This window comes from Mycobacterium toneyamaense, from assembly GCF_055384815.1.
Window position 1 is genome coordinate 2,496,629 of sequence record NZ_AP040333.1, and the last position, 25,083, is coordinate 2,521,711.

The 25,083-nt window shown below is 67.3% G+C and carries 22 protein-coding genes; 9 read left to right on the forward strand and 13 right to left on the reverse strand.

Features of this window, described 5'->3' with window-relative positions; genetic code table 11:
• Positions 1 to 19: 19 nt before the first annotated feature.
• From ACZ5IQ_RS12065 to ACZ5IQ_RS12110, 10 genes are all read right to left on the reverse strand, one after another.
• Positions 20 to 1,615, reverse strand: coding sequence for a YhgE/Pip family protein (locus ACZ5IQ_RS12065; protein WP_212811858.1), 1,596 nt, complete (start codon positions 1,613 to 1,615; stop codon positions 20 to 22).
• Positions 1,612 to 4,377 (reverse strand): MMPL family transporter, encoded by a 2,766-nt coding sequence (locus ACZ5IQ_RS12070; protein WP_212811857.1) that lies wholly within the window; start codon positions 4,375 to 4,377, stop codon positions 1,612 to 1,614. Before ACZ5IQ_RS12070 ends, ACZ5IQ_RS12065 begins: the two co-directional genes overlap by 4 nt.
• A 9-nt stretch (positions 4,378 to 4,386) precedes the next feature.
• Positions 4,387 to 5,955 (reverse strand): bifunctional 3-(3-hydroxy-phenyl)propionate/3-hydroxycinnamic acid hydroxylase MhpA, encoded by a 1,569-nt coding sequence (gene mhpA, locus ACZ5IQ_RS12075; protein WP_212811856.1) that lies wholly within the window; start codon positions 5,953 to 5,955, stop codon positions 4,387 to 4,389.
• Between the two features lie 18 nt (positions 5,956 to 5,973).
• Positions 5,974 to 6,750: a 1-acyl-sn-glycerol-3-phosphate acyltransferase gene (locus ACZ5IQ_RS12080; RefSeq protein WP_212811855.1), complete on the reverse strand. Its 777-nt coding sequence runs from the start codon at positions 6,748 to 6,750 to the stop codon at positions 5,974 to 5,976.
• A 4-nt stretch (positions 6,751 to 6,754) separates the two neighbouring features.
• Positions 6,755 to 7,564, reverse strand: coding sequence for an SDR family NAD(P)-dependent oxidoreductase (locus tag ACZ5IQ_RS12085; protein ID WP_212811854.1), 810 nt, complete (start codon positions 7,562 to 7,564; stop codon positions 6,755 to 6,757).
• Positions 7,561 to 8,235, reverse strand: coding sequence for a hypothetical protein (locus tag ACZ5IQ_RS12090; RefSeq protein WP_212811853.1), 675 nt, complete (start codon positions 8,233 to 8,235; stop codon positions 7,561 to 7,563). Before ACZ5IQ_RS12090 ends, ACZ5IQ_RS12085 begins: the two co-directional genes overlap by 4 nt.
• A 119-nt stretch (positions 8,236 to 8,354) precedes the next feature.
• Positions 8,355 to 10,238, reverse strand: coding sequence for an acyl-CoA synthetase (locus ACZ5IQ_RS12095; protein WP_464481307.1), 1,884 nt, complete (start codon positions 10,236 to 10,238; stop codon positions 8,355 to 8,357).
• The gene (locus ACZ5IQ_RS12100; protein ID WP_406774906.1) at positions 10,235 to 11,173 is read right to left on the reverse strand and encodes a fumarylacetoacetate hydrolase family protein; all 939 of its coding nucleotides are present in this window, start codon (positions 11,171 to 11,173) and stop codon (positions 10,235 to 10,237) included. Before ACZ5IQ_RS12100 ends, ACZ5IQ_RS12095 begins: the two co-directional genes overlap by 4 nt.
• Entirely contained in the window at positions 11,170 to 12,303 is a 1,134-nt protein-coding gene (locus ACZ5IQ_RS12105) for a VOC family protein (RefSeq protein ID WP_318986019.1), read from the reverse strand. The genes ACZ5IQ_RS12100 and ACZ5IQ_RS12105 overlap by 4 nt, the downstream gene beginning before the upstream one ends.
• Positions 12,300 to 14,057 (reverse strand): FAD-dependent monooxygenase, encoded by a 1,758-nt coding sequence (locus ACZ5IQ_RS12110; RefSeq protein ID WP_212811850.1) that lies wholly within the window; start codon positions 14,055 to 14,057, stop codon positions 12,300 to 12,302. Before ACZ5IQ_RS12110 ends, ACZ5IQ_RS12105 begins: the two co-directional genes overlap by 4 nt.
• A 182-nt stretch (positions 14,058 to 14,239) precedes the next feature.
• On the opposite strand from ACZ5IQ_RS12110, the gene ACZ5IQ_RS12115 reads away from it, so the two are divergent.
• The 6 genes from ACZ5IQ_RS12115 to ACZ5IQ_RS12140 all read left to right on the forward strand — a co-directional run bounded on the left by ACZ5IQ_RS12115 (position 14,240) and on the right by ACZ5IQ_RS12140 (position 20,240).
• Complete coding sequence (locus ACZ5IQ_RS12115) at positions 14,240 to 14,851, forward strand: TetR/AcrR family transcriptional regulator (protein ID WP_212811849.1); 612 nt, start codon at positions 14,240 to 14,242, stop codon at positions 14,849 to 14,851.
• A gap of 96 nt (positions 14,852 to 14,947) precedes the next feature.
• Complete coding sequence (locus ACZ5IQ_RS12120; RefSeq protein ID WP_244872586.1) at positions 14,948 to 15,919, forward strand: cellulase family glycosylhydrolase; 972 nt, start codon at positions 14,948 to 14,950, stop codon at positions 15,917 to 15,919.
• Between the two features lie 37 nt (positions 15,920 to 15,956).
• Positions 15,957 to 16,802 (forward strand): siderophore-interacting protein, encoded by an 846-nt coding sequence (locus tag ACZ5IQ_RS12125; protein ID WP_464481308.1) that lies wholly within the window; start codon positions 15,957 to 15,959, stop codon positions 16,800 to 16,802.
• A gap of 73 nt (positions 16,803 to 16,875) precedes the next feature.
• Positions 16,876 to 18,039 (forward strand): lactate 2-monooxygenase, encoded by a 1,164-nt coding sequence (locus tag ACZ5IQ_RS12130; protein ID WP_212811846.1) that lies wholly within the window; start codon positions 16,876 to 16,878, stop codon positions 18,037 to 18,039.
• 426 nt (positions 18,040 to 18,465) lie between these two features.
• Complete coding sequence (locus tag ACZ5IQ_RS12135; protein WP_244872585.1) at positions 18,466 to 19,275, forward strand: Fic family protein; 810 nt, start codon at positions 18,466 to 18,468, stop codon at positions 19,273 to 19,275.
• Between the two features lie 68 nt (positions 19,276 to 19,343).
• The gene (locus ACZ5IQ_RS12140) at positions 19,344 to 20,240 is read left to right on the forward strand and encodes a tyrosine recombinase XerC (protein ID WP_212811845.1); all 897 of its coding nucleotides are present in this window, start codon (positions 19,344 to 19,346) and stop codon (positions 20,238 to 20,240) included.
• Positions 20,241 to 20,341: 101 nt separating this feature from the next.
• Here ACZ5IQ_RS12140 and ACZ5IQ_RS12145 read toward each other — a convergent pair whose 3' ends face one another.
• A complete protein-coding gene (locus ACZ5IQ_RS12145; RefSeq protein ID WP_212811844.1) occupies positions 20,342 to 20,821 on the reverse strand; it encodes a M23 family metallopeptidase in 480 nt (159 codons plus the stop codon).
• Between the two features lie 289 nt (positions 20,822 to 21,110).
• Here ACZ5IQ_RS12145 and rpsB point away from each other — a divergent pair, with 289 nt between their 5' ends.
• Both rpsB and tsf read left to right on the forward strand, forming a co-directional pair.
• On the forward strand, positions 21,111 to 21,923 hold the full coding sequence (gene rpsB, locus ACZ5IQ_RS12150; RefSeq protein ID WP_212811843.1) for a 30S ribosomal protein S2: 813 nt from the start codon (positions 21,111 to 21,113) through the stop codon (positions 21,921 to 21,923).
• Position 21,924: 1 nt separating this feature from the next.
• On the forward strand, positions 21,925 to 22,740 hold the full coding sequence (gene tsf / locus ACZ5IQ_RS12155; RefSeq protein ID WP_020102030.1) for a translation elongation factor Ts: 816 nt from the start codon (positions 21,925 to 21,927) through the stop codon (positions 22,738 to 22,740).
• A gap of 90 nt (positions 22,741 to 22,830) precedes the next feature.
• On the opposite strand, the gene ACZ5IQ_RS12160 is transcribed toward tsf, so the two are convergent.
• Positions 22,831 to 23,115: an FmdB family zinc ribbon protein gene (locus ACZ5IQ_RS12160; RefSeq protein ID WP_244872584.1), complete on the reverse strand. Its 285-nt coding sequence runs from the start codon at positions 23,113 to 23,115 to the stop codon at positions 22,831 to 22,833.
• 127 nt (positions 23,116 to 23,242) lie between these two features.
• Here ACZ5IQ_RS12160 and fmdA point away from each other — a divergent pair, with 127 nt between their 5' ends.
• A complete protein-coding gene (fmdA, locus tag ACZ5IQ_RS12165; protein WP_029118377.1) occupies positions 23,243 to 24,496 on the forward strand; it encodes a formamidase in 1,254 nt (417 codons plus the stop codon).
• A 64-nt stretch (positions 24,497 to 24,560) separates the two neighbouring features.
• On the opposite strand, the gene ACZ5IQ_RS12170 is transcribed toward fmdA, so the two are convergent.
• The gene (locus ACZ5IQ_RS12170; RefSeq protein WP_464481309.1) at positions 24,561 to 25,019 is read right to left on the reverse strand and encodes a MarR family winged helix-turn-helix transcriptional regulator; all 459 of its coding nucleotides are present in this window, start codon (positions 25,017 to 25,019) and stop codon (positions 24,561 to 24,563) included.
• Between the last annotated feature and the right edge of the window lie 64 nt (positions 25,020 to 25,083).

Here is a 25,083-nt window from a genome sequence, read left to right on the forward strand (position 1 = left end):
TACCGGCAGATTGGCATTGTCATACCGCGGGCGACGGGTGGTAGCCGAGGCGCAACTGTCGGCCGTTGAGCGAGCGACGTCGCTCGGTCACAAACAGGGTTGCGACCGCGGCGCCGATCATCCAGACGGCGAGTTCGAGCGCCCCGCCGATGGTGGTGTTCGACCCGATGATCACTCCCCGCAGCGCGAGAATCGCTGCGTGCGTGGGCAGTACGTCGCCGATGCTGTGGAGTGTCGGGGGAATCGTGGAGGTCAGGCTGGTGACGACCGCGAGAACCAGCACGGCGATGCAGACGAACCGGCCCGCCAGACCGAACGCGGCGGTGGCGGCCTGGTTGAGAGCCGTGAACGCCAATGCCGTCATTATCGCCACCCCGAGCAATCCGAACCACCTGCCCGCAGATAGATGGAGCACCGGTATGAGTGTGAGGCTCAACAGGATCGCGGACACCACCGCGATCGCGACACCTGGCGCGATCGCGTTCGCCACGATCCGTCGCGTGGACTGCCGCGATGTGAGAACGGCGTTCGGCAGCGGCGGGGCGCTGATGAACATGCTGAGCGCGCCGGCCCACAGCGCCAGGGTTACCGCTACTGCGGCGACGGCAGCGCCCAGATCGGTGCCGTCGGTTACCGCAACGGCGGGCGTGGCCGCGACATTGCTCATGCGTTCCCGCTGTGCCTTGTCGTAGGGGGGTACCTGATCGCGGCCCTGCGCGAGTTGGGTCGCCAATTCGTGTGCGCCACCGGACAGTTGCCGCAAACCGCCCTCCAACTGATGCGCACCGGAATCGAGTTGATGGACGCCATTGATGGCGGTGCCGATCTGCCCGGTGAGTGCGTCGACGCGGCCGGTGATCGCTGCCGGCGGTGGGGGAGGCGGTGGTAGCTGAAGTTGATCCTGCAAGCCGGAAGCTGCCGTCCGTACCTGGTTTACCTGGGCTTGGGCCGCATCGAGTCCCGAAGAAAGCTCACTGGTTCCGGCCGACAGCTGTGCTGCGCCCGCCGTCAGTTTGTCTGCCCCGTCGGCCAATTGGGATGCGCCGTCCGCTGCGGCGTCGAGCTGGTCGTGGATGGTGCCGAAGGACATGTACACCCGGTCCAGGTAGGTCTGGACGATCTGCTGATTGAGGGTTCGCAGCACCACCTGGGCGATTTGGCTGGTGACCAGCGGGTCCGCGACACCGGTGGCATTGGACGCCTGCACCCGGACTTCGGCTTGACCCGCATCGAGCGGATTGCTGCTCGCCGATGATGTCGCCTTGGCGGAGAAGTCTTCCGGGATGGTGACGACGGCGCCGTAGTCGCCGCGTGCCAGACCGTCGCGAGCATCTGCGGCGTCCGTCAGGATCCAGGTGAAGGCAGCCTTCGACGTGGTGAGGTTGCTGGCCAATTGCCGCCCCAGCGGGATGGTCTGGCCATCGACGGTCACGGGCTTGTCGTTGTTGACCACGGCGGCCTTGGCGGCGCCGTGGTTGGATTCGGGCGCCCAGAACGCCCACAGGAACAGGCCCATCACGAGCACCGGTAGCAACAGCAGACCGAACCAAGTGCGCCACAGGAGCTTTCCGTGCGCTACGGAGTCGCGGGTGAGGCTGGTGAGAGAGGCGATCATTTTGTCGCTCCGGCGGTTGCAGGGTTGAGGTCCACGGTGTGGACGCCGTCGGTGTCATCGGGCAACAGGTCGGCGATGCGGGCGAGGTCCTGGCAGGTCACCACGAAGGTGACAGGGCGTCCGGATGTGCTGTGGCGGTCAGCGAGGACTTCGCGCAGCCGGTCCCGCGAGGTGGTGCGGATGACGACGTCGGCGTCGTCGATGAGAATCAGCTCGACGTCGTTCGCGAGCGCCTCGTCGAGCGCGGCTTCCGGCGCGGCGGTGTCGTGGCAGGTGACCACGGCGACCTGTCGGCGGACCGTCCGCATATGTTGCGGCAGAACGTGTCCCAGTACTTTGAGGTCACCGGCGATGCGGCCGACACGGCCCGCCAGGGTGTACAGCAGCGCGGTCTTTCCGGCCGGACCGGGGCCGTGTAGCACGAGGACGGAACCACGCGGCACGGCCAGATCGATGTCGGCGTAGACGGTGCAACCGCGGTCGTCGGTGCGCGTCAGACCGGCGGCATCGATGGCATCGTCGCAACCGGGTTCGGGCCAGTCCGCCAGCCGCAGTTCGTGCATGAGGCCGTCGCCTTCGGCGTCGAAGATGGGCAGGCGGCGGTCGATGGCGCCGGGCAGGTGCCACGCGCGCCGGCCGAGCAGTGCGAGCACCGCCGGGACCAGGGTCATGCGGACCAGGAACGCATCGACGAAGACGCCGACGGCGAGGCTGAAGGCGATCGGTTTGATGACGGCGCTGCCCTCGGGGACGAACGCGGCGAACACGGCGAACATGATGACAGCGGCGGCGGTCACGACGCGCGAGGCGGAGACGAATCCGGATTGGATCGCCTGCTGCGGATCGCCTTCGTGCACATAGCTTTCCCGTATCCGCGAGACCAGGAACACCTCGTAGTCCATGGCCAGGCCGAACAGCACACCCATGAGGATGATCGGCAGGAAGCTGACCACACTGCCGACCCGGTCCACCCCGAGCGCGCTCGCCAAGTGGCCCTGTTGGAAGACGAAGGAGGTCGCCCCGAAGGCGGCACCCACTGACAGCAGATATCCGGCGGTGGCTTTGACGGGCACCCAGACCGAGCGGAACACCATCGCGAGCAGGACCAGTGACAGCCCGACGACCAGCACGCCGAACGGCACCAGCGCGGCGCCCAGTTGGGCCGACACGTCGACACCGACGGCGGTGATGCCAGTGACGGCGGTGTCGATGCCATAGGCCTGCTTGAAATGCTCACGCTGGGCGCGCAGCGTGTTCACGAGGGTCTCGGTTTGCGCCGAGTCCGGGGCTGTGGTGGGTACGACTTGGATGATGCCGGTGTCCGCCTTGGGGTTTGGGGTGGCGAGCGGGACACTGGCCACCCCGGGCAGGTGCGCGATGTCTTCGGCGATCCTGTTGACCACACCGATCGGGTCGGTGCTGGCGATGATGTCGGCCGTGACGATGAGCGGGCCGTTGTAGCCGGGGCCGAAATATTCGTCGATGACATCGTACGTGTCGCGGGCGGGGCTGCCGTGTTCTTCGGAACCGTTGTCGGGCAGAGCAAGTCGCAGCTCAGTCGCCGGTAGCGCGCACACGGCCAGGCCGGCGACGATGACGACGACCGTCACCAACGGCTTGCGGGTGGCCAACTGCACCCACAGTCGGCTCCATTCGATACGGCGGGGTCGCGTCTTGGTGGCCGTTTTTGCCTGCGTCGGTTTGGTTTTGGGCCGCAGACGTTCGCCGGCGAGAGCCATCAGCGCGGGGATCAGAGTGACCGCGATCGCGACGGCGATCGCCACGGCGGAAGCGGCCGCCAGACCCATCGTGGTCAGGAACGGGATACCGCCGACGAACAGGCCCAGCAGCGCGATGATTACCGTCAGACCCGCGAACATCACGGCCGATCCGGCCGTGGCGGTGGCGCGGGCCACCGACTCCGCGACGTCGAGACCTTCGGTGAGTTGGTCGCGGTGCCGCGACAACAGGAACAGTGCGTAGTCGATGCCGACGGCCAGCCCCAGCATCACCGCCAGCATCGGCGCGGTCGACGACACGGGAGTGACGGCGGTGGCGGCGTAAATCAGCGCCACCGAGATCGCGACACCGAGGATCGCGGTCAGTAGCGGCATACCGGCGGCGATCAGGGACCCGAACACCACCAGCAGCACCAGCAGCGCGATGAGTAGGCCGATCCCTTCGGTGGGGCTGAGTTTGGGGACCGGATTGCTGAAGGCGGGCCCACCGACGTGCACGCTCACGCCGTGGCCGATCGCGGTGGCCAGGTCTTGTCCGATATGGGTGATCTGATCGCGGGTCTCGGGCGTGACGTCGGCGAGTGCGACCGTCAGTTGGGCGGTGAGGATCGCGGCGCGATGGTCGGTCGAGATGGGTGCCTGAATCCGGGGTTGTGGGCTGCCGGGCGGGGTGTCGGTCTTCGGGGCGGGATCGAACGGGTTGATGACCGAGGCGACCTGGTGCAGCTTGGTGAGCTGGTCGACGGCAGTCGCGGTCGGTGCGGCGCTCAGCGCAGTGACGTCCTGGCCGGCCGGGGCGACGATGACCAGCTGGGCCGAGGAGCCGCTGGTTTCGGGGAACACGCGCCCGAGGTAGTCCAGGGCGTCCTGAGATTGGGTGCCGGGCACCGAGAAGGTGTCGTCGGTGCCCTTGTTGAAGCCGGCCAGGCCGCCCGCGACGGCGAGCGCGAGCAGCCAGGCCACGATGACCCAGCGGCGCCGGCGCACCAGCAGGTGGCCCAGTTGGTAGAGGAAGGACGACATGACGATCGCCTAACTGGTGGTCTGGATGGGTGGCTGGGCGTTGCGAGCCTGAGCGAATGACGTGAAACCTGGTATCGCGGCACAGAGTTTCGACACGTCGCGGCCCGCGCACATGACCGTCCGATCTGGCCGGACTACGGCAGCGGTCGCATGTCCGTGGCGCAGCCACCGCTCCAGTTCGCCCCCGGGCTCGGCGACATGAACGACGATGCCGTGCTCATCGAGCGCGGCGAGCTGGAACGCCAGGGGACGCGTCGTGGTGACGAGTGCAAAGCCGTTGCCCAACACCGTGTCCAGGCGCCGGCCGTCGGCCAGTACCGGGTTGGGGCACAAGGTGCCGGCAAGGTGGCGGGGTCTCCGGCTCTTGATGACCAACGCAGACTCGTGCAGCCGGGGGGTCGTGCCGTGGGTGAGCTTGTCGCGCAGGCCGGGTATCAACCGGAGCCGGGGTGTGACGGTGCGCCGCACCAAGTTTCCCGCATGACCACCGGCCGTCATTGCCCACCCCATGGCCAATGCCAGGCCGATCATGCTGCGCGCGTGGGGTTTCCGCTCCTGCTCGTAGGTCGTCAGCAGTGCTTCGGGTAGTTCGCCGTCGATCACACCGGCGACTTTCCACGCCAGGTTCATCGCGTCACGCAGGCCCGCGCCCATGCCCTGCCCGATGAAGGGCGGCGTGAGGTGGGCGGCGTCGCCGAGGAGGAACACGTTGCGGTCCCGCCATCTGTCGGCGATCTGTGCGCGAAACGTGTACTCGGTGACCCGCACCAGGTCGAGGTCGTCGTCGGCGACATCGCCGATCCACGGTGCGATCAAGGGCCGAAGGGTCTCGATCGTGCTGAAGTCGGCGGCTGTTTCCGGCGGCAGCAGTCGAAACTCCCACCGGTAGCGGTTGGGGCCGATCCGCATGTACGTCGCAGCCCGAACGGGATCGCAGACCTGGTGCACGCCATCCCACTGCTCGAGTTCGGCTTCGGTGACGACGTCGGCCACCAGCCAGCGCTGCTCGAACCGCAGGTCGTCCATGGCCGCACCGATGGAGGCTCGCACGATGCTGTTGGCTCCGTCGCAGCCCAGCACGTAGCTGGTTTCGACGACGTGCTCCGTCCCGGTGGCGCGGTCGGAGTAGGTCACCCGGACGCGGCCCGGTTCGTGTTGGGTGATGCCGGTGACCTCGGAGTTGCCGCGCAGCTGCACATTTGGTCGCGTGGCCAGGTTGGCACGCAGCAGCTGTTCCAGTTCGGGTTGGTCGAACATGTTGGCTTGCGGGAAGCCATGCCGGCTGCGGGCGGGGTCGCGGTCGAACTGTGCCAGCGTGTGGTGGTTCTGGTCGAGCAACCGTAAGCCGAGCGCTGGGCGGGAAATCGTGGCGAACTCTTCGGCCACGCCGAGGCGGGCAAGAATGCGATGAATCTCGTCATCGAGGTGCACCGCGCGGGGCTGGGGATAGACCGATTCCCAGCGGTCCAGAACCAGCGTCGGCACGCCGTGGTCGGCGAGCAACGTCGCGGCAGTGACACCGGTCGGTCCCGCTCCGACGACGACAACGGGCACGGATTGCGTTACAGGGTCAGGCATTTCGATCCTCGACTCGAATCAGCCGATGATCGGCATGCGGTTGGCGACGAGTGCGTCGAGGCGCGTCTGCATGGCGGCCTCGATTCGGGACGCGAAGTCCTCGGCGGTTTCCCCGGGATTCGCGGTCATCGGGGGCAGGACCGCGGTCACCAGCTTGGTCGGCAATGCGACGTAGGGGAGCATGCCGGCGACGCCGATATTGAGTCCCCACGGAATGGTGACGCTGATGGGCAATGTCTTCATGCGCAGACGCCGGTGCAGGCCCAATCGTCGGGCGAGGCCTCGGCCGTCGGACACGACGAACAACGAGTCACCGGCGCCGGCCGTCACGACGGGGACCACCGGGACGTCATGAGTCATGGCCAGGCGGGCGAACCCGCAGCGCTCATCGAAATGCACCTGATTGCGGTCCCGCCAGGACTTCCCGGCATCGACGTCGCCGCCGGGGAACACCAGCACGTTGTGCCCGGCGGCGAAGGCGGCGTCTGCCGATTCCTGGCTTGCGGGCCGGCCGTCGAGAAACTCGGCGATGCGGCCCGCGCCGACCGTCCACGCCACCTGGTGAACGAGCGCGGTGGTCGGCCGTTTGAGTGCCGCTTTCTCGCGGACGGCGATCATCGCCAGCACGTTGAGGTCCGCCAGGCCGCCGAAGCCGTGATTGGCGACAAGCAACGCCGGCTCGGGAATCTCGGCGTCGATGTGGATTTCGTGGCGGTGGTACCACCGCAGATAGTTCGGGACCGCCACGCACATTGCGGATTTGAGTGCGGATGCCGTCGAGGAGGGGTCGGTCATGGGATCAACTGCTCGTCAGCAGCGAGCGCCTGCCCGAGGCAAGAACACGCACGAGGAGGCGGTTGGGAACAAGGCGCGCGATACGGGTGACAACCCGGGTTGGCCACCCCGGGATCACCGTCCCGCAGTCGCGATCGATGGCCTCGATGCCGGCTCGTGCAACGTCGCGGGAGGACATGTACATCATTTTGGGCAACCGGAATACATCGTCGTCAGCGCCTGCGGCAGAGAGGAATTCGGTCGCCACAGGCCCTGGGCACAACGTGGCGACAGTGACGCCGGTGCCCGCGAGCTCTCCGCGCAGTCCTTCGCCGTACACATGGGTAAATGCCTTGGTGGCGGCGTAGCCGGCCTGTGTGGGTGTCGGCATGAACCCGGCGCTTGACCCGACGTTGAGGATGGCGCCGCGGCGGCGGGGAACCATCTGCTGTACGGCGCGGGTCGTCAGGTCGATGACAGCCTCGACATTGACGCGGACCTGGTTGATTTCCGCATCCACGGACGAGTCGACAACTGCGCCAATGGTTCCGATGCCCGCATTGTTGACCAGGATGTCGACCTGCAGACCGCGCGTTGCGATGGTGCTGAACAGTGCGGCCCGCTGCGTCGGATCGGTGACATCGCACCCGATCACTTCGACATTGACTTCTGACGAGAGCTCCGCAGCAAGTGCATGCAGCCGGTCTTCGCGGCGGGCCACCGAGGTGACGTTGTGGCCGCGGGCGGCGAGTTCGCGTGCGATGTCGGCGCCGATGCCGGATGACGCGCCGGTGACGACGGCAGTCGACGACGGGTTCGGGGTGGGCAAGCTCATGGGGTCGTCCCTTCGATGAGGTTGAAAGATGTGGTTCGAGAACGGCCGATCACCGGGACGGTGCGCTCCACCGCATAGCCGTGCACTGCGGTCAGCACGGTGTGCTGCGTGTCGAGCACCTCGGCCAAATTGTCGTGTGTGAGAAGCTCGTCGAGCGCGGCGCGATCGTCCACGCCGAAAAACACCGCTGCGTGGTACCGGTGTTGGGGCGGGTTGTCGTGGGCGACGCCGGGCGATCCGCCGAGAAGCGGGGTATACGGTAGGAAGGCGTAGGACCGTAGATCCCTTGCGCCTGCTGCCATCAGCGCCGGGCTCAGCTGCTGATGCACAAAGGAACGAAACATCCTGGCGGCGACACCCATTCGGCGGCGCAACAACAGTGCGACGTGCTGCTGGGCGGAGTTGTCGTACCCGTCGGTGAACCAGCGTCCGCCGCGCGGCCCTGTGTGGTGGGCCAACACCCGGGTGAAGACGTTCTGCTCATCGAGGAACACCTCGCGCGAGTGCAGGCCGGTGCGCAGCATGGCCGCGGCGCTGGTGAATCGGATCTCGGCGCAGCCGTCGAGGTGCCATGTGCGCGGTATCGAGGTACCTATGCCGGCGGTGGCCGGCCAGAACCCGTGGTCGGTGGACGAGAACAGCCGTTGGTTGTATTCGAGGAGATGTGGCAAACGTATGACCTTGTCGGCGTGCGTCTTTGCCCAGTATGTGGTGGCTGCGTCACGCGAGAGATCGCTACGCAACATGAGTGGAGCAAGCAGCGACGTGGTGCGGGTTGGCGTCACGGTGCTCACTCCGCATCCACCAGCCGCCACGTGAGGGCGTAACGGCCCAGGATTGCCTCGACCGGGGCACGGTCCGTGCCGGGGGCCACGCGCACCGTGACAACCGTTGCTGCGTCTTCGGTATCCGCGGTCACGCCGCGCACGCCGTCGACATCTGCGACGGCGTCACGGACCGCGCTTCGGGCGGCGTCGGCCCGCAGCGGCAGCTTGTACGGCTTACCGACGGCGGTGACGGGGATGGCGTCGATCGCGATTACCGATTTCGGAGCGGCCGCGCTCTCGGCGACGTGCTCAACGGCCCACTGCCGCAACAAATCCGGAGTTGTGGCAGCGTCGGGCCGCAATGTGACATACGCGACCGGTACCTCACCGGCGTGCACGTCGGGCCGGCCGACCGCGGCCGCGCCGGTGACGTCGGGATGCGCCAGCAGTGCGTCTTCGATCATTGCCGGGTCGATGTTGTGCCCGCCGCGGATGATCAGGTCCTTCGCGCGCCCGCAGAGATGGACGAAGCCGTCGTCGTCGACCCATGCGAGGTCGCCGGTGTCGAGCCAACCGTCGACGAGCTTGCCGTTGCCGTCGAGGACGAAACCGTCAGAGCTGCGGTCGGTGACGTAGCCCGGGAACACGGTGGGGCCACCGACCACGTGGGTGCCGATCTGGCCGGCCGACAGTTCGTGCCAGTCGCCGTTGTCGTCGATGTCGACGGTCTTGAGTTGTTGGTAGGGGAGCCGCTGACCGGCCGAGCCGGGCCGGGGATGGTCGGGGAAGCTGCGCGCGCTGGCGCAGGTGGCCTCGGTCAGGCCGTAACCTTCCAGCAGGGGGACACCGGTGTGCGACTCGAAATCGCTGCGCACCGCAGGCGGCAGCGCGGAGGCACCGACAATCGCCATCCGCAGACTGGAGATGTTGGCATCGACGGGGAGCAGGCTGAGCACGGCGTACACCGTCGGTACCGCGCTCATGGTGGAGATCCCGTAGCGCTCAATGATTTTCCAGAAGTTGCCGTAGAGCGACATATCCCGGTAGCCGAGCGGGCCGGCCCACAGCACCTGCTGTCCGCGCAGCAGCGGCGCCAGTAGCGTCACCACGAGGGCGTTGACGTGGAACAGTGGCAGCGCGGCGAACAACACCGGGGTTTCATCGAGCACCGTGTTGGCGGCGATCATCCATGCATCGGCCACCTCGTTGGCGTGCGTGTGGGCGGCCAGTTTCGGCGCGCCGGTGGTTCCGCCGGTGTGGAACAACGCGGCCAGATCGGTGGATTCCGGTGCGGCGCCGTGGAATCGGGTGCCGTCGTGTGCCGTGGACAGTCGCGCCAGGTAGTCGACCTTGGCTCCCGCCACCGTGGGGACGTCGATCGCCGTCGCGCCGGTCGGCCCGATCAGCAGGATGGTGTCGATCAAGCCGGCACTGACGAGACGCTCTGCCACCGCCCATGCCGAGGCGTCGAGCTCAGCGTCCGCCGTGATGAGGACTCGGGCGCCGGATCGCCGCACCAGTTCACTGACGTGCTCCGGGGAGAGCCCGCCGTTGATGGGCGCCGCGATGCCGGCGAGCTGAGCCGCCAGCGTCGCGGTGATCAGGTCATCGCAGTTCGGTGCGATGAGCGCGACGGCATCATGGCGCTGAACACCCAAGTCGCGCAGTAGGTTTGCGCTCTGGTGCACGTCGTGCAGCAGTTGGCTGAAGGTGCGCTCAACGGGCTTCTCCCAACGTTCGCCGTCGGGCACGACGCTGACGGCGATCCGGTCCGGCCACATCTGTGCCGCGCGCGCCAGCAGCGCGTAGGTGGAGGCCGGCAAGCCCCGCTCGGAAAGTGGGACGGCTTCGATGTCGGCCAGGTCGCTCGGGCTGGAGTACCTGGGCCACAACAGGTTCGCGCTCATGCGTACTTCACGATGTTGCGCTGGGCGCCGAGGTCGATGGCGCCGTCATCGGTGGCGATGGTCGTCTCGACGACGTCACCGTCGTGCAGGTATTTCGGGTTGCGCGCCTGGCTCTTGAAGAAGGCCTTCCATTTCACGGCGGGCGGCAGCAGCGACCCGATGAACGCGACAGCCTTGTGCGGCGCACTCAGCGCGGTGCCCACGGGTGTGCCGGTCAGAATCAGGTCGCCGGCACTGAGGTCTTGAAAGCGGGTCAGCGATTGCAGGGCCTGCAGCGGCGGGTAGATCATGTCGCCGGCAACGCGCATGTCTTGCCGCAGTTGGCCGTTCACGCGCAGCTGTAGTCGCAGCTCGCCGAAGCGCTTGAGCTCGGCGGCGGTCAACAGCACCAGGGCCGGGCCGACGGGCGTAAAGGTGGGGTAGGACTTGGCCTCGTAGAACTGTGTCTGGGGCAGCTGGATGTCGCGCGCGGAGACGTCATTGGTGACCACCAGTCCGGCTACGTAGTCGGCGAGGTTGGCCTCGGTGATGGTGCTGCCCACCGGGATGTCGGTGCCGATGACCAGACCGATCTCCACTTCGTAGTCCAGGAACTGCACGTGGCTGGGTTTGACGATCGCGTCCGATGGGCCCGTGATCGACGCCGACGATTTACGGAAGAAGGTCAACGGGATCGAGGCCGGTTCCATCCCGGCGTCTTTGACGTGCGAGGCGAAGTTCGTCATCTGGGCGACCACCCGGCAGGGTACGGTCACGGGAGACACGAGTTCGAGGCTGTCGACCGGCACCGTGGCGGTGTCGGCGGCAGCGGCTTCGATGGCGACGCGGTCGGCGAGCAGGGCGCCCGTGGTGGTCGCATCGGTGGCGATCTTGGCGGCACCGGTGGCGGTGTGCACCCACCAGGCGTCGGCGGTGCGCAGAACGGAGATGGTCATGACTTGGCTGCTTTCAGTAGGCCGATGAGGCGGTTGACGTCGAATTCGTTGTTGCTGCGCAGGGCGGTGAGCAGTTCTCGTACCTCGCCGCGCGCGTGCCGCGGACTGGTGCCGAGGAAGTCGGCGGTGGCCGGCGGTCCCCATTGCGCCAGGCCGGAGGCGGTGAACTCGGCCCATCCGGGTTCGAGCGTGCTGTCGAACATGTCGCCGTCGGTGAAGTGCTCGACCATGAACCCGTCCGGGTCACGCCAGTAGTCGAAGATCTGGCTGCCCTGGATGTGCCGGCCGATGCCCCAGGAGCGTTGGTAGCCATGGTCTTTGAGGTATTCACCACCGGCGGCGAGGGCGTCGAGGTCACTGACCTGATAGGCCGAGTGGACGTAGCGGTTCGCGGGCCCCAGCGCCAAGGCGAGGGTGTGGTGGTCGGTCGGGATCGAGCCGCGGTCACACCGGATGAAGCTCATGGTGGGGCCGCGTTCGCGCTGGCCCGGGAAGTACAGGAAGTCGCTGACGATCAAGCCGAGCGTATCGAGGTACCAGTCCAGCGCGGCACGGTATTTGGTGGACTGGACGACGACGTGGCCGAGGCGTTGCACCGTCGTCGGCACCCGCGGCGGCCGTTGAGTGGCGTTGATCCGGACGACATCGTGGCCGAGGTTGAAGGTGTGCGGTGCCTGGGCCGGCAGCGGGCTCAGCGGATGCGTACCGGACACCACGTGCACCGGAATACCGCTGGGGTCGGTCAAGTGCACACCCAGCCCGCCGATCGCCTCCGGTAGCGCGGTCACCCGGGCGCCGGTCTTGTCGGCCAGTCGGACCAGGTCTGTGTCGTCGCCGGCGGCGAACGCCATGCCGCGGAAACGCGTCTGCGCGCCACGCCGGATGAGGACACACGGGGCGTCGGGATCGCTGCCGCGCAAATGCAATTCGGTATCGGTGCGCAGCGCGGTGCCGAAGCCGAATGCATGGGCAAAGGCCTCGGCGCGCGCCAGGTCGGGTTTGTCGAATTCCAGCCAGGCGACGTCCGTCACCTTGATCAGTGGGTTGCGGGAGCGCCCAGGGTGCTCGCCGGCCAGTGCCCCCTGCGCGCTGTGCAGGCCGTTGTGGGCGCCAATGGTGTTGCTGCTCATCGTGCGTACTCCTTTCGTGACGCTGTGACCGCGGCGCCGACCGCACCCCGGACCTTGTCGATCACGGCCAGCGCGTCGGCGGGGCCGTGGTCTCCGCGCCATGCGACGTGCTGATCGGGACGGATGAGCACCAGGTCGCGCTCGTAGAGCTTGCGGGTGTGTGCGTCGCGGACGTCGACGACGGTCAGTGGGACACCGCGGTCGTCGGCCGCCGCCATCAAGTCGGTGATATCGATATCGGTGAAACGCAGCAGGGTGAATCCGGGGCCGAACAGATCGAACAACGCTGTGCCATCGGGCAGGAAGACACTCGGCGGGCGGGCACCCGGCACGGTGCTCGGGATGTACCGATGTGAGGGGCCGGCCGGCGGGCAGCTCGGTTCCGTACAGACGACCGGTGAGGTGTCATAGCGGTATCCGTACTCGATTCCGTCGGCCTCGTTTTCGAGGTTGCCGAGATCCAGAATCTCGCGTCCCAGGCGTGCGCGGTCGCGTTCACCTGACCAGTTCTGCCCGGAAAGCGAAGCGCGGTTTGCCATTTGGATGGCCAGGCGCACCATGGTGTGGCGTGCTGAGGCATCCCGATTGGCGATCCCGACGCCGCGGCGTTCGGCCGCGTACGCACTGAGCAGGCGCGGACCGCCCCAGCCGTTGACAACGGCGGCCAGCGCCCAGCCCAGCCCGACCCCGTCGCCGACACCGGTGTTCATGCCGTAGCCACCGTTGGGCACCACCTGGTGGGCGGAGTCGCCGGCCAGCCAGACTCGGCCGTGCCCGTACGAGTCGGCCAGCGACAGCCGGGGCCGCCACTCGTTGGCAACGATGATGTCGCAGTCGAATTCGACTCCCAGGCGGGCGAACAGGAACTGCTTCGGATCGATCGCCTCGGTCTTCACTCCCACGCCGATCAGCGTGTGCAACGTCCAGGTGTCACGGTCGTTCTGCGAGATGAGGGTCCAGCCTTCGGGGGACTGGGTGTGCCAGGTGGTGCCGAACCGCTCCAAGATCTCGCGGGCCGGGGAAGTGAAATGCACCATGTACACGCGGCCGTCCATCGGGGTCTGTCGCTGGTCCATGAATGCCCGCACCGTGCCCGCGACCATTTTGCGCAGCCCGATTTCGCGGGCGGCCATACGGCGGATATCGATGTCGTGCAACGCGATTCCCAGTTCGCGTCGCACGATGCTGCCGGCGCCGTCGCAACCGGCCAGATAGTCCGCGCGTACGGTCCGGGTCTCGCCGGTGGCGCTGCAGTTGATGACGGCGTCGACGCCGCCGGCGTCCTGGCGGAACGACTGCAATGCCCACCCATACCGGACGTCGACGCCGGTGCGCGTCTCCAGGATCTCCTTCAGCGCCGGTTCGAGAATCGCCTGGGAGACCCGCATCGGGGGCTCCAACGCCATGGTCCCGTCGATGCAGGCCCGGATGGCGTCGCGGCGCGCGGCCACCCCGGGGTAGCGGAATCGCGCCAACTCCCACCCACTGAGCTTGGTGACCCACGCGACGTCGAACGGATTGTCCTCGGGGACAGCCACTTTGCGTAGTTCGTCGGCGATGCCGAGTTGCCGGTACAGCTCCATGCTGCGGCCATTGGTGATGTCCATCTTGGGGTGCGTCGTCGTCGACGGATTGCGTTCGACGAGTAGTGCCGGCACGCCCTGACGGGCCAAGGTCAGCGCCAAGGTGAGGCCGACCGGCCCGCCGCCGGCGATCAGTACCGGGATCCGGTCAGTCGGGGAGGGTTCGATCATCGTTGATCCCTTCGAGTGGCAACAACTATGTATCGAATTGAACAGAAGTGTTCAACACAAGTCAAGGGTGTATTTTGAACAAAGTTGTTCAGAAGATCGATGATGTGTGCAATCGCTGTTGCTATCGTTATGGATTGGACAGGTGATGCAGACGGTGCAGGAGAACTTGAAGGAGCCGCGCCATGACCACAACTGACGACCGGATCGTGACGGCGGCAGTGCGGCTCTTCGTCGAGAAGGGCACCACGCAGGTCACCATCAGTGAGCTGGCGCAAGAGGCGAACGTGGCCCGCGGCACCCTGTACCGGAACGTCGGCTCGATGGACGATCTGTTCGATCGCGTCGTCAGTGAGGTCACCGCGGACCTGCATCGGCGCGTTTCGGCTTCGTTCCTGGCGGCGGCGACCGATGATGCCGCGACGAGGCTGGCCACGGGCATTCGGATGTGGGTGCGCTATGGGCACGAGAACCCCATGCTGGGACGGTTCGCCGTCAAGTTCGGCCTCAGCGAAGAGACGCTGCGCACCTGGATGGCCGGCCCGCCGAGCAGTGACGTCGACGCCGGCGTGGCGGCCGGCCGCTACCAGCTGGGTGAGATCGGAGTCGACAGCGTGGCCTCGATGGTCATGGGCGCCACGGTCAGCGCCATGTGGATGGTTCTGGAAGGTCATCAGACCTGGCGTGAGGCAGGCTCGGCCACTGCGGAACTTGTGTTGCGCGCCTTGGGGATCGACACCCAAGAGGCGCACCGCATCGCGACCGAGCCGCTGCCCGCACTGCAGCCGTCCGCCTGAATGCCCGCTGGCATGGTTCGCGCTCGCCGCTGTTTTCGGTGGCTCGCTGCCGTCATCGGATTGGTCGTCGCGCTGCTAGCGGGCGAATGCGTGTGGGTGCGGCCTTCGCTCGTCGCGATGCCCGCGGTGCCCGACGCCGGTTATGGATTCAGCGTCGGCGCGCCGCAGTCCTGGATGAGCGACGCCGACGCCGACCGCGAACTCGATGCCGTGGCCCGAACGCGGGCGGAGTGGATGCGGGTGCTGATCGACTGGCACATCGTGGAACCTGTTAAGGGCCAATACAATTGGCACTACGTCGACCACTGGGTGAACGGCTCCAAGAAGCGTGGCCTGAAGGTGCTCGGCCTGATCGCGTACAGCCCCACGTGGGCTCGGGCGCCGGGTTCGTATTTCAGTGCGCCACCGGTGAATCCGGCGGACTACGCCGCCTTCGTCACGGCCGTCGTGCAGCGCTACGGCGACCGCGTCGCCGATTGGGAGATCTGGAACGAGCCGAATCTGCCGCTGTTCTTCGGATTCACCGACAACCGCGCTGCCGTCTACACCGAGCTGCTCAAGGCGGCCTATCCGGCGATCAAGGCCATTCAGCCCGACGCCACGGTCATCGCCGCCGGGCTCAGCCGCGCCACCGGCCCGGACGCGCCGACCAAATTCCTCGCCGACATGTACGCCAATGGCGCGCGGAAGTTCTTCGACGCCACCGCGATGCACCCGTATGTGTTCCCGGGCGGCATCGCCGAAGACGGCGACAACGGGTGGTCGGACCTGGTGCGCGTGCACGACCTGATGACCGTCAACGGCGACGGAGACAAGAAGGTGTGGATGACGGAACTGGGCGCCTCGACGTGCGCGCCGCAGGCCCGGGGCGTCAGCCAGGACGAGCAGGCGCGCCAGATTCTGCAGGTGCTGTCGGGCGTGGCGGGGACGGGTTGGAGCGGCCCGGCCTTCATCTTCGCGGTGCGTGACACCGACACCGCCAAGCGTGACGACCTCGAATCCAACTTCGGTGCGTTGCTGACGTCGGACTGGAAGCCCAAGTACACGGCGGCGGTGCTGGCTCGGTAGCCCACCACGGCGGCCGCGCCGCTCGTATAGTCGAGGCGTGGCAGGCCGTCCGATTCATACGTTCGAAGTACTCCGCACCCAGCGCCTGACCCCGCACATGATTCGTGTTGTGTTCGGCGGCAACGGGTTCGACACCTTCACTCCCAAGGAATTCACAGATTCCTACGTCAAGTTCGTCATCGTGCCCACCGGTGTCCAGGTGGCCGATCTCGCGCAGCCGCTCACGCTGGACAGCTTCGAGGAGCTGCCGGCCGACCAGCGCCCGACGGTGCGGACCTACACCGTGCGCAGCGTCGACGTCGAGCAGCGCGAACTCACCGTCGACTTCGTCGTACACGGCGACACCGGCGTGGCCGGGCCGTGGGCGGCGTCGTTGGCGCCAGGCGACCCCGCGTATCTCATGGGACCCAATGGGGCATACGCGCCCAACCCGGCCGCCGACTGGCACCTGCTGGCCGGCGACGAAGCCGGGCTGCCGGCGCTGAGCACCGCGCTGGAAGCGTTGCCGCCCAACGCGATCGGCCAGGCCTTCATCGAAGTCGACGGACCGGACGACGAACTCGAGTTGACCGCGCCGGCCGGCGTGAAGATCCAGTGGATCCACCGCGGCGGCCGCGCCGACCTCGTGCCCGATGACCAGGCCGTCGACAACGCGCCGCTCATCGCGGCGGTCCGGGCGGCCGACTGGCTGCCCGGCCAGGTCCAGGTGTTCGTGCACGGTGAGGCGCAGACCGTCATGCACAACCTGCGGCCCTACCTGCGCAAGGAGCGCGGCGTCGGCGCCGAATGGGCGTCCATCTCCGGCTACTGGCGCCGCGGCCGGACCGAAGAGACCTTCCGGCAGTGGAAGGCCGAGCTGGCGAAGGCCGAAGCCGAGGCATAGGCCGGAAAGCCGACGCGCAGGCCGACGCTAATGTGCGATCCTCAGCCGAAGTTTGCGACGGAAGGGCGGCCTGATGGCGTTCGGTGACTATCAACTCGAGATTTACCTGCAGGGGCTCGGCGGTGTCGTCCCGACGCTGCCGATCTCGTTCGCGGAACTCGAGGAGCGCGCCCAGGCCGCGATGCCGCCGTCGATCTGGTCGTACGTCGCCGGCGGCGCCGGTGACGAGCGGACGCAACGCGTCAACGTCAGCGCCTTCGAGCGCTGGGGCCTCATGCCGCGGATGCTGGTCGGGGCCACCGAGCGGGACCTGACGATCGACCTGTTCGGGCTGAAGCTGCCATCGCCGTTGTTCCTCGCGCCCATCGGCGTCATGGGCATCTGTGCCCGCGACGGCCACGGCGACCTGCATGCCGCGCGGGCTGCGGCCCAGACCGGGGTGCCGATGATGGTCTCGACGCTCACCAGCGATCCGCTGGAGGACGTCGCCGCCGAATTCGGTGATACCCCAGGCTTTTTCCAGCTGTACACCCCGAAAGACCGCGATTTGGCGGCGAGCCTCGTCAGCCGTGCCGAAGCGGCGGGGTACCAGGGCATCGTCGTCACCCTCGACACCTGGGTACCCGGCTGGCGTCCCCGCGACCTGTCGACGGCCAACTTCCCGCAGCTGCGCGGCCACTGTCTGTCCAACTACACCAGCGACCCGGTCTTCCGTGCCAAGCTGCCCGCGCCGCCCGAGCAGAACCCACAGGGCGTGGTGATGCAGTGGGTGCAGGACTTCGGCAACCCGCTGACCTGGGACGACCTGCCCTGGCTGCGATCGCTGACGAAGTTGCCGCTGCTGGTCAAGGGCATCTGTCACCCCGACGACGCGCGGCGCGTCCGCGACGCCGGCCTCGACGGCATCTACTGCTCCAACCACGGCGGCCGGCAGGCCAACGGCGGAATTCCGGCCATCGACTGCCTGCCCGGCGTCGTCGCGGCGGCCGACGGACTGCCGGTGCTGTTCGACTCCGGCGTCCGGACCGGCGCCGACGTCGTCAAAGCGCTGGCGCTGGGGGCGACGGCGGTCGGCATCGGCCGGCCGTACGCGTACGGCATGGCGCTGGCCGGCACCGCCGGCGTCGTTCACGTGGTGCGGTCCCTGCTGGCCGAGACCGACCTGACCATGGCCATCGACGGCTACCGCTCACTGGCCGAACTGACGCCGGATGCCTTGCGTCGCGTCGACGCCTGAGCGAACAAGTGGATGCAACACCCAATCTTACATCCACTTAACCGATAAATGGATGTAAGGTCGCAGTGTGCATCCACTTAGCGCTGTTACTTACGAGGATGTGCGCTGGGAGCCGCAGGTTCATTACGCAGGTATGCCACCCAAACACGGCACCTACCATCCAGCAGTGCCGGCAAGCATCGCCGAGCTGGACCTGGTGTTGCCTGACGCGGTCTTGGCCGAGGCTGAAGCAGCGAGATCGCCCGGTTCGACGCCGAACTAGGCGGCGAGATCGCACCGTTCGCTGCGGTCCTGCTGCGGTCGGAATCTGCTGCCAGCTCCCAGATCGAGAATCTCTCGGCGTCGGCAAGATCTGTCGCCGAGGAAGAGCTCGTCGGTGGCACTGGCAAGCGCAACGCCGCCGACATCGTCGCCAACACCGCCGCGATGCAGGCTGCGTTGGATCTCTCGGGGACCATCGACGCCGCAGCCATCCTCGCGATGCACGCCGCGCTCATGGTCAATCAGCCACGGCACACCCCGGGGCAATGGCGTACCGAGCCGGTGTGGATCGGTCGTGGATCGACACCTGTCGGTGCGACATTCGTAGGCCCACGTCACGAACTCATTCCCGCTGCGATCGACGACCTCATCGCGTTCACGAGGCGCACCGACACCGCAGTACTGCCGCTGATCGCGGTAGCCCACGCTCAATTCGAGACGCTGCACCCGTTTACCGACGGCAACGGTCGCACCGGGCGTGCGCTGGTCCAGGCAATGCTGCGCAATAAGGCACTGACTCGTCAGATCACTGTGCCGGTGTCGGCGGGGTTGCTGGCCGATACGGACGGATACATCGGGGCACTTACGGCGTACCGGGAGGGTGACGCCGCGCCCATCGTGGAGCGATTTGCCGAGGCAAGTCTGCGCGCCACGGTCAACGGTCGGCAGCTGGTCACAGACCTGCGTACCATCCGCGCCAGCTGGAACGACAGGATCACCGCGCGTGCGGATTCAGGAGCGTGGAAGGTGGCCGACCTACTGACCAGCCGCCCCGTGATCAATGCCGCACTGCTCGTGGACAAAGGCATTGTGGCCCAGACTGCACACGCCCAGCGCGTACTGACTCCATTGGTTGAGGCAGGCGTGATCATCGAGACCACCGCTGGGCGCCGCAATCGCGTATGGCGATCCCCGGAAGTTCTTGCTGCGCTCGATGCGTTCGCCGAACGTGCGGGCAGGCGCGTCGACGCCTGAGGTCACAGCTCGGAAACCGACGGGTGGCGTGACGGGCGATCGGCCGAGCGTTCTGCCAACGTAGGGGAGTGCACCAGGCGGTTCTCGACGAGTTCGATCAGTACCTCGAACTCGAATGCGGGCGTTCCGAGCACACGCGGCGCGCCTATCTCGGTGACCTGCGGTCGTTGGGGGAATTCCTCGGCGACGACGCGACCCTCGCGGACCTGGACCTCATGACGCTGCGGTCGTGGCTCGCCGAACAGGCCGCCAGGGGCGCCGCCCGGACCACGCTGTCCCGCCGGACCTCGGCGGTCAAGACCTTCACTGCGTGGGCCGTGCGGCGCGGGCTGCTCGAGACCGACCCGGCCGTCCGGCTGCAGACCCCCAAGGCGCATCGTGCGCTGCCCGCAGTGCTGCGTCAGGACCAGGCCGTCGATGCCATGTCGGCGGCGAATTCCGGTGCCGAACAAGGTGATCCGGTGGCGCTGCGGGACCGGCTGATCGTCGAGATGCTGTATGCCACCGGCATCCGTGTCAGCGAGCTGTGCGGCCTGGACATCGATGATGTCGACCAGAGCCGCCGGTTGCTGCGCGTGCTCGGTAAAGGCGACAAGGAGCGCACCGTGCCCTTCGGGGAACCGGCCTTCAACGCGCTGCGGGCCTGGCTGTCCGACGGCCGCCCGGCGCTGGCGGTCGCGACGTCCGGCCCGGCGCTGCTGCTCGGGGCACGGGGACGACGCCTCGACCCCCGACAGGCGCGAACCGTCGTGCACCAGACGATCTCGGCGGTGGACGGTGCACCCGACATCGGGCCGCACGGCTTGCGCCACAGCGCGGCCACCCACCTGCTGGAAGGTGGTGCCGACCTGCGCGTGGTGCAGGAGCTACTGGGGCATTCATCGCTCGCGACGACGCAGCTCTACACGCACGTGACCGTCGCCCGGCTGCGCGCCGTCCACGACCAGGCCCACCCTCGGGCCTAACTCGTCGTCGCGAGCATTTTGGGGGCCGCTCGCGGCCGGCGAGGGTGCGCATCGTGCACGCGAATAGCGGCGTGTCGCCGTACAAACACGGCCGCTCGCGGTCAAAGGGGCTTGAGGCGGATCGGGGTGGTGGCGAGCAGGCCGAGGGGATCGACGTAGTCGGCGTCGGACGACGCGCCCCACATGGCGCCCCAGTGCAGACAGCTCGCGCAGCCGGGGTGCCCGGCCAGCAGCGTGCCGAGCGGCGTACCCGCCGCGACGACGGCGCCGGCGCGCACCGCCGCCCGGACGGGCTCGTAGCTGGTCCGCAGCCCGCCCGGATGAGCGACCGACACGACGGGCCGGCCTGCGAGCTCGCCGGCGAACACCACGGTGCCCGGGCCGGCGGCGTACACCGTCTGGCCGGCGGCACCGGCGAGGTCGACGCCCCGATGCCCGCGCTGCCAGTTCGGCCGCGGCGCGTCGAACGTGCGCACGACGGCCGGTCGCGGCCGCAGCGGCCAGTCCAGGCGGTCGTCGGTGGCGTGCGCCACGCCGGTCGAGCCGAGTCCGGCGAGCAGGAGCGCCAGTAGAGTCCGCATCAGGCCAGTTCAGCGCTTCGGCGGCGGCTTCGGCACCCCCAGAAACCCGATCTGTGGATAACCCGCGCACTGTGGACAAAAGCACCCCCGGCGAGCGTGTAAACTTCCACCTGCAATCCGCATTCGTGGGTTGACTTCGCGCGCCTGCACAGCGGCTCGATCTCGGGTCGCCACCGCATGCCGGGCGGTCCCACCTCGGACAACCGAGTTGGGTCCGGCACGCAGCAGACGCCAGGGTCCGGAATCACCCGATACCGGACGACAACCGATAACTGAGTGAGGCACCAACATGGCCGTAGTGACCATGAAGCAGCTGCTGGACAGCGGCGCACACTTCGGGCACCAGACCCGTCGCTGGAACCCCAAGATGAAGCGGTTCATCTTCACCGACCGCAACGGCATCTACATCATCGACTTGCAGCAGACGCTGACCTACATCGACAAGGCGTACGAATTCGTCAAGGAGACCGTTGCCCACGGCGGCACCGTGCTCTTCGTCGGTACCAAGAAGCAGGCCCAGGAGTCCATCGCCGACGAGGCCACCCGCGTCGGCATGCCCTACGTCAACCAGCGCTGGCTGGGCGGCATGCTCACCAACTTCTCGACCGTTCACAAGCGCCTGCAGCGCCTGAAGGAACTCGAGTCGATGGAGCAGACCGGTGGCTTCGAGGGTCGCACCAAGAAGGAAATCCTCATGCTGACGCGTGAGAAGAACAAGCTCGAGCGCAGCCTCGGCGGTATCCGGGACATGCAGAAGGTTCCGTCGGCCATCTGGGTCGTCGACACCAACAAGGAGCACCTGGCCGTTTCCGAGGCCATCAAGCTCGGCATCCCGGTCATCGCGATCCTGGACACCAACTGCGATCCCGACCAGGTCAACTACCCGATCCCGGGTAACGACGACGCCATCCGCAGCGCCGCGCTGCTGACCAAGGTGATCGCCTCCGCGGTTGCCGAGGGTCTGCAGGCCCGCTCGGGTGCCAAGACCGAGGCCGAAGGCGCCGAGCCGCTCGCCGAGTGGGAGCAGGAACTGCTCGCCGGTGCGACCGCCGGCACCGACGCTGCCGCTGAGACCACCGAAACCACCACCACAGAAAGCTGAGATGGCTAACTACACCGCTGCTGACGTAAAGCGACTGCGGGAGCTCACCGGCTCCGGCATGCTCGACTGCAAGAACGCACTGGTTGAGACCGAGGGTGACTTCGACAAGGCCGTCGAGGTCCTGCGCATCAAGGGTGCCAAGGACGTCGGCAAGCGCGCTGAGCGCGCCACCGCCGAGGGCCTGGTCGCCGCCAAGGACGGCGCCCTCATCGAGCTGAACTCCGAGACCGACTTCGTCGCCAAGAACGCCGAATTCCAGGCTCTCGCGGACCAGATCCTCACCGCTGCCGTCGCGGCCAAGGCCAACGACGTGGAGACCCTCAAGGCCGCCACCGTCGACGGCACCACCGTCGAGCAGCTGGTCGCGGACCTGTCCGCGAAGATCGGCGAGAAGCTCGAACTGCGCCGGGTCGCCTACTTCGACGGCACCGTCGAGACCTACCTGCACAAGCGTGCCGCGGACCTGCCGCCGGCCGTGGGTGTGCTGGTCGAGTACAACGGTGCTTCCGAAGAGGCCGCTCACGCGGTCGCGCTGCAGATCGCCGCGCTGAAGGCCAAGTACCTCACCCGTGAGGACGTGCCCGCCGACCTGGTCGCCAACGAGCGTCGTATCGCCGAGGAGACCGCCAAGGAAGAGGGCAAGCCCGAGGCCGCACTGCCGAAGATCGTCGAAGGCCGCGTCACCGGCTTCTACAAGGACGTCGTGCTGCTCGACCAGCCGTCGGTGTCCGACAACAAGAAGACCGTGAAGGCCCTGCTGGACGAGGCCGGCGTCACCGTGACCCGCTTCGTGCGGTTCGAGGTCGGCCAGCAGTAAGAACTTGGGCAGCACACCCGCTGCTCACTGACAAAACCCCGCGCACAAACCCGGCGATCCCGGAGTGCGCGGGGTTTTGCTTTTGTCCGGCTAGGGCCGGGGCAGCTTGCGGTGCAACGGATTCGTCGTCACCGGCGCGCGGCGGCGACTCGTGGGCAGGCTCTGGACGACATCGGGGCGGTCCGCCGTGGCGCGGGTGGCGTCCTGCGCCCGCATGCCCGGCGAGTTGCCGGCGCCCAGGGCGGGCGCTCCGATTCGGCGCCTGGCCGCGCCGCTGCATCTCGGACACGGCGTATCGGCGGGCACGCTCGCCATCGAATGTTGTTCGGTGAAGTCCGGGCAACCCTGTCCACACCGGAATACGTAGGTAGGCACAACGACACCATAAGCCCTATCCGCCAACGTCATCCGGATGTAACTTGCCCGAACCGCAGACGAGACACCTTCAGTATTGAATACTTCCATTCGGAAGCAAGTGTGTTTGTGTCGCTAGGAGGTCAATGTGCCGGAATTGCTGTTCCCCTTGGATTCGGCGAAGAAGTTCACCGACCAACAGTTGGTCGGCCACAACCGATGGCACCCGGACATCCCGCCGGCCGTCACCGTCAAGCCGGGGGACAGCTTCCGGGCGCACTGCCGCGAGTGGTTCGACGGTGCCATCCACAACGACGACTCGGCCGAGGACATCCTCAACGCGCCACTCAAGGGCGTGCACTGCCTGTCCGGGCCGTTCGCGATCGAGGGCGCCGAGCCGGGTGACCTGCTGATCGTCGACATCCTCGACGTCGGGCCCATTCCGCAGGAAGACTCGGGGCCGCTGGCTGGGCAGGGCTGGGGATACACCGGCATCTTCGCCAAGCAGAACGGCGGCGGGTTCCTCACCGACCAATTCCCCGACGCCTACAAGGCGATCTGGGACTTCTCGGGGCAGAAGGCCACCTCGCGCCACGTGCCCCATGTGAAGTACACCGGCATCGTGCATCCCGGCCTCATGGGCACCGCGCCGTCGGCGGCGCTGCTGGCCAAATGGAACGCCCGCGAAGGCGCGTTGATCGCGACCGATCCCGACCGCGTGCCGCCGCTGGCATTGCCGCCCGAACCGCAGGACGCGATCCTGGGCTCATTGCGCGGCGATGCCTTCACCAAGGCTGCCGCCGAGGCCGCCCGCACCGCGCCGCCCCGCGAGAACGGCGGAAACCAGGACATCAAGAACCTCACCAAGGGCAGCCGGGTGTTCTATCCGGTGTTCGTCCCCGGCGCGAACCTGTCGTTCGGCGACCTGCACTTCTCGCAGGGCGACGGCGAGATCACGTTCTGCGGCGCGATCGAGATGGGCGGGTTCATGGACCTGCACGTGGATCTGATCAAGGGCGGCATGGAAACCTACGGCGTGCATGAGAACGCGATCTTCATGCCCGGCAACACCGACCCGCAGTACTCGGAATGGCTGGCGTTCTCCGGCACCTCGGTGACGCTCGACGGCGAGCAGAAATACCTCGACTCGGATCTGGCCTACCAGCGCGCATGTCTGCACGCCATCGACTACCTGACGAAGTTCGGCTACAGCCCGGAGCAGGCCTACCTGCTGCTCGGATCCGCGCCGATCGAGGGCCGGCTCTCCGGCGTGGTGGACATCCCGAATTCCTGTGCGACGGTGTACATCCCGACGGCGATCTTCGATTTCCCGGTGGCGCCGTCGGCATCGGGGCCCTACCAGATCGATCCCGGAATGGGCGCGCCACACGCCAGTTTCTGATCCCGCAGCCGGCAGCCAGTTCCCCGATTACCTTGGGGGACTGGCTGTTTGGCGGGTACCGGTGTCAGCCGCGCAGGTCTGCCGGGGAGCTCGAACCCTGCAGGACGCCCAGCAGCTCGGTCAGGGCTTCGGGCTGCAGCGACGCTGACGTGCACAGCGCGGCCAGCTGTTCGGACTTGTTGAGCCGATCCCGGATCTGGCGGTACAGCGCGCTGCCCCGGCGGGTCTGGTAGACCAACACCCGCCGGCGATCGACCACATCGGCCTTGCGCAGCACCAGATTGTCGTCGACCATCCCGTCGACGAGCCGGGTCAGACTCGGCCCGGGCAGCAGCGTCACCTCGGCCAGTGCCGTCATCGGCTTGCCGGCACCGCCTTCGAGCGCGGCCAGCACATGCCACTGACGCACCGTCAAACCGGCCAGGTGATCTGTCACCACGCGGTCGAGTTCGAACGCAACCGACTTCACCAATCGAGCGAGTTCCTCGACGGTGTCGGCACGGGCGCCGGGCTTCATTTCCATGGTGGCGCCCAGCCTACCGTGGTGGGGCCCCTCATCTCGCCGTGAAACAGCGCTGATCGGGAGG

What these genes read in the sequence shown, in the direction of transcription:
- ACZ5IQ_RS12065 (WP_212811858.1), bottom strand. Translation starts at nt 1,615, where the DNA reads ATGATCGCCTCTCTCACCAGCCTCACCCGCGACTCCGTAGCGCACGGA.
- ACZ5IQ_RS12070 (WP_212811857.1), bottom strand. Translation starts at nt 4,377, where the DNA reads ATGTCGTCCTTCCTCTACCAACTGGGCCACCTGCTGGTGCGCCGGCGC.
- mhpA (WP_212811856.1), bottom strand. Translation starts at nt 5,955, where the DNA reads ATGCCTGACCCTGTAACGCAATCCGTGCCCGTTGTCGTCGTCGGAGCG.
- ACZ5IQ_RS12080 (WP_212811855.1), bottom strand. Translation starts at nt 6,750, where the DNA reads ATGACCGACCCCTCCTCGACGGCATCCGCACTCAAATCCGCAATGTGC.
- ACZ5IQ_RS12085 (WP_212811854.1), bottom strand. Translation starts at nt 7,564, where the DNA reads ATGAGCTTGCCCACCCCGAACCCGTCGTCGACTGCCGTCGTCACCGGC.
- ACZ5IQ_RS12095 (WP_464481307.1), bottom strand. Translation starts at nt 10,238, where the DNA reads ATGAGCGCGAACCTGTTGTGGCCCAGGTACTCCAGCCCGAGCGACCTG.
- ACZ5IQ_RS12100 (WP_406774906.1), bottom strand. Translation starts at nt 11,173, where the DNA reads ATGACCATCTCCGTTCTGCGCACCGCCGACGCCTGGTGGGTGCACACC.
- ACZ5IQ_RS12105 (WP_318986019.1), bottom strand. Translation starts at nt 12,303, where the DNA reads ATGAGCAGCAACACCATTGGCGCCCACAACGGCCTGCACAGCGCGCAG.
- ACZ5IQ_RS12110 (WP_212811850.1), bottom strand. Translation starts at nt 14,057, where the DNA reads ATGATCGAACCCTCCCCGACTGACCGGATCCCGGTACTGATCGCCGGC.
- ACZ5IQ_RS12115 (WP_212811849.1), top strand. Translation starts at nt 14,240, where the DNA reads ATGACCACAACTGACGACCGGATCGTGACGGCGGCAGTGCGGCTCTTC.
- ACZ5IQ_RS12130 (WP_212811846.1), top strand. Translation starts at nt 16,876, where the DNA reads ATGGCGTTCGGTGACTATCAACTCGAGATTTACCTGCAGGGGCTCGGC.
- ACZ5IQ_RS12135 (WP_244872585.1), top strand. Translation starts at nt 18,466, where the DNA reads ATGCAGGCTGCGTTGGATCTCTCGGGGACCATCGACGCCGCAGCCATC.
- ACZ5IQ_RS12145 (WP_212811844.1), bottom strand. Translation starts at nt 20,821, where the DNA reads ATGCGGACTCTACTGGCGCTCCTGCTCGCCGGACTCGGCTCGACCGGC.
- rpsB (WP_212811843.1), top strand. Translation starts at nt 21,111, where the DNA reads ATGGCCGTAGTGACCATGAAGCAGCTGCTGGACAGCGGCGCACACTTC.
- tsf (WP_020102030.1), top strand. Translation starts at nt 21,925, where the DNA reads ATGGCTAACTACACCGCTGCTGACGTAAAGCGACTGCGGGAGCTCACC.
- ACZ5IQ_RS12170 (WP_464481309.1), bottom strand. Translation starts at nt 25,019, where the DNA reads ATGGAAATGAAGCCCGGCGCCCGTGCCGACACCGTCGAGGAACTCGCT.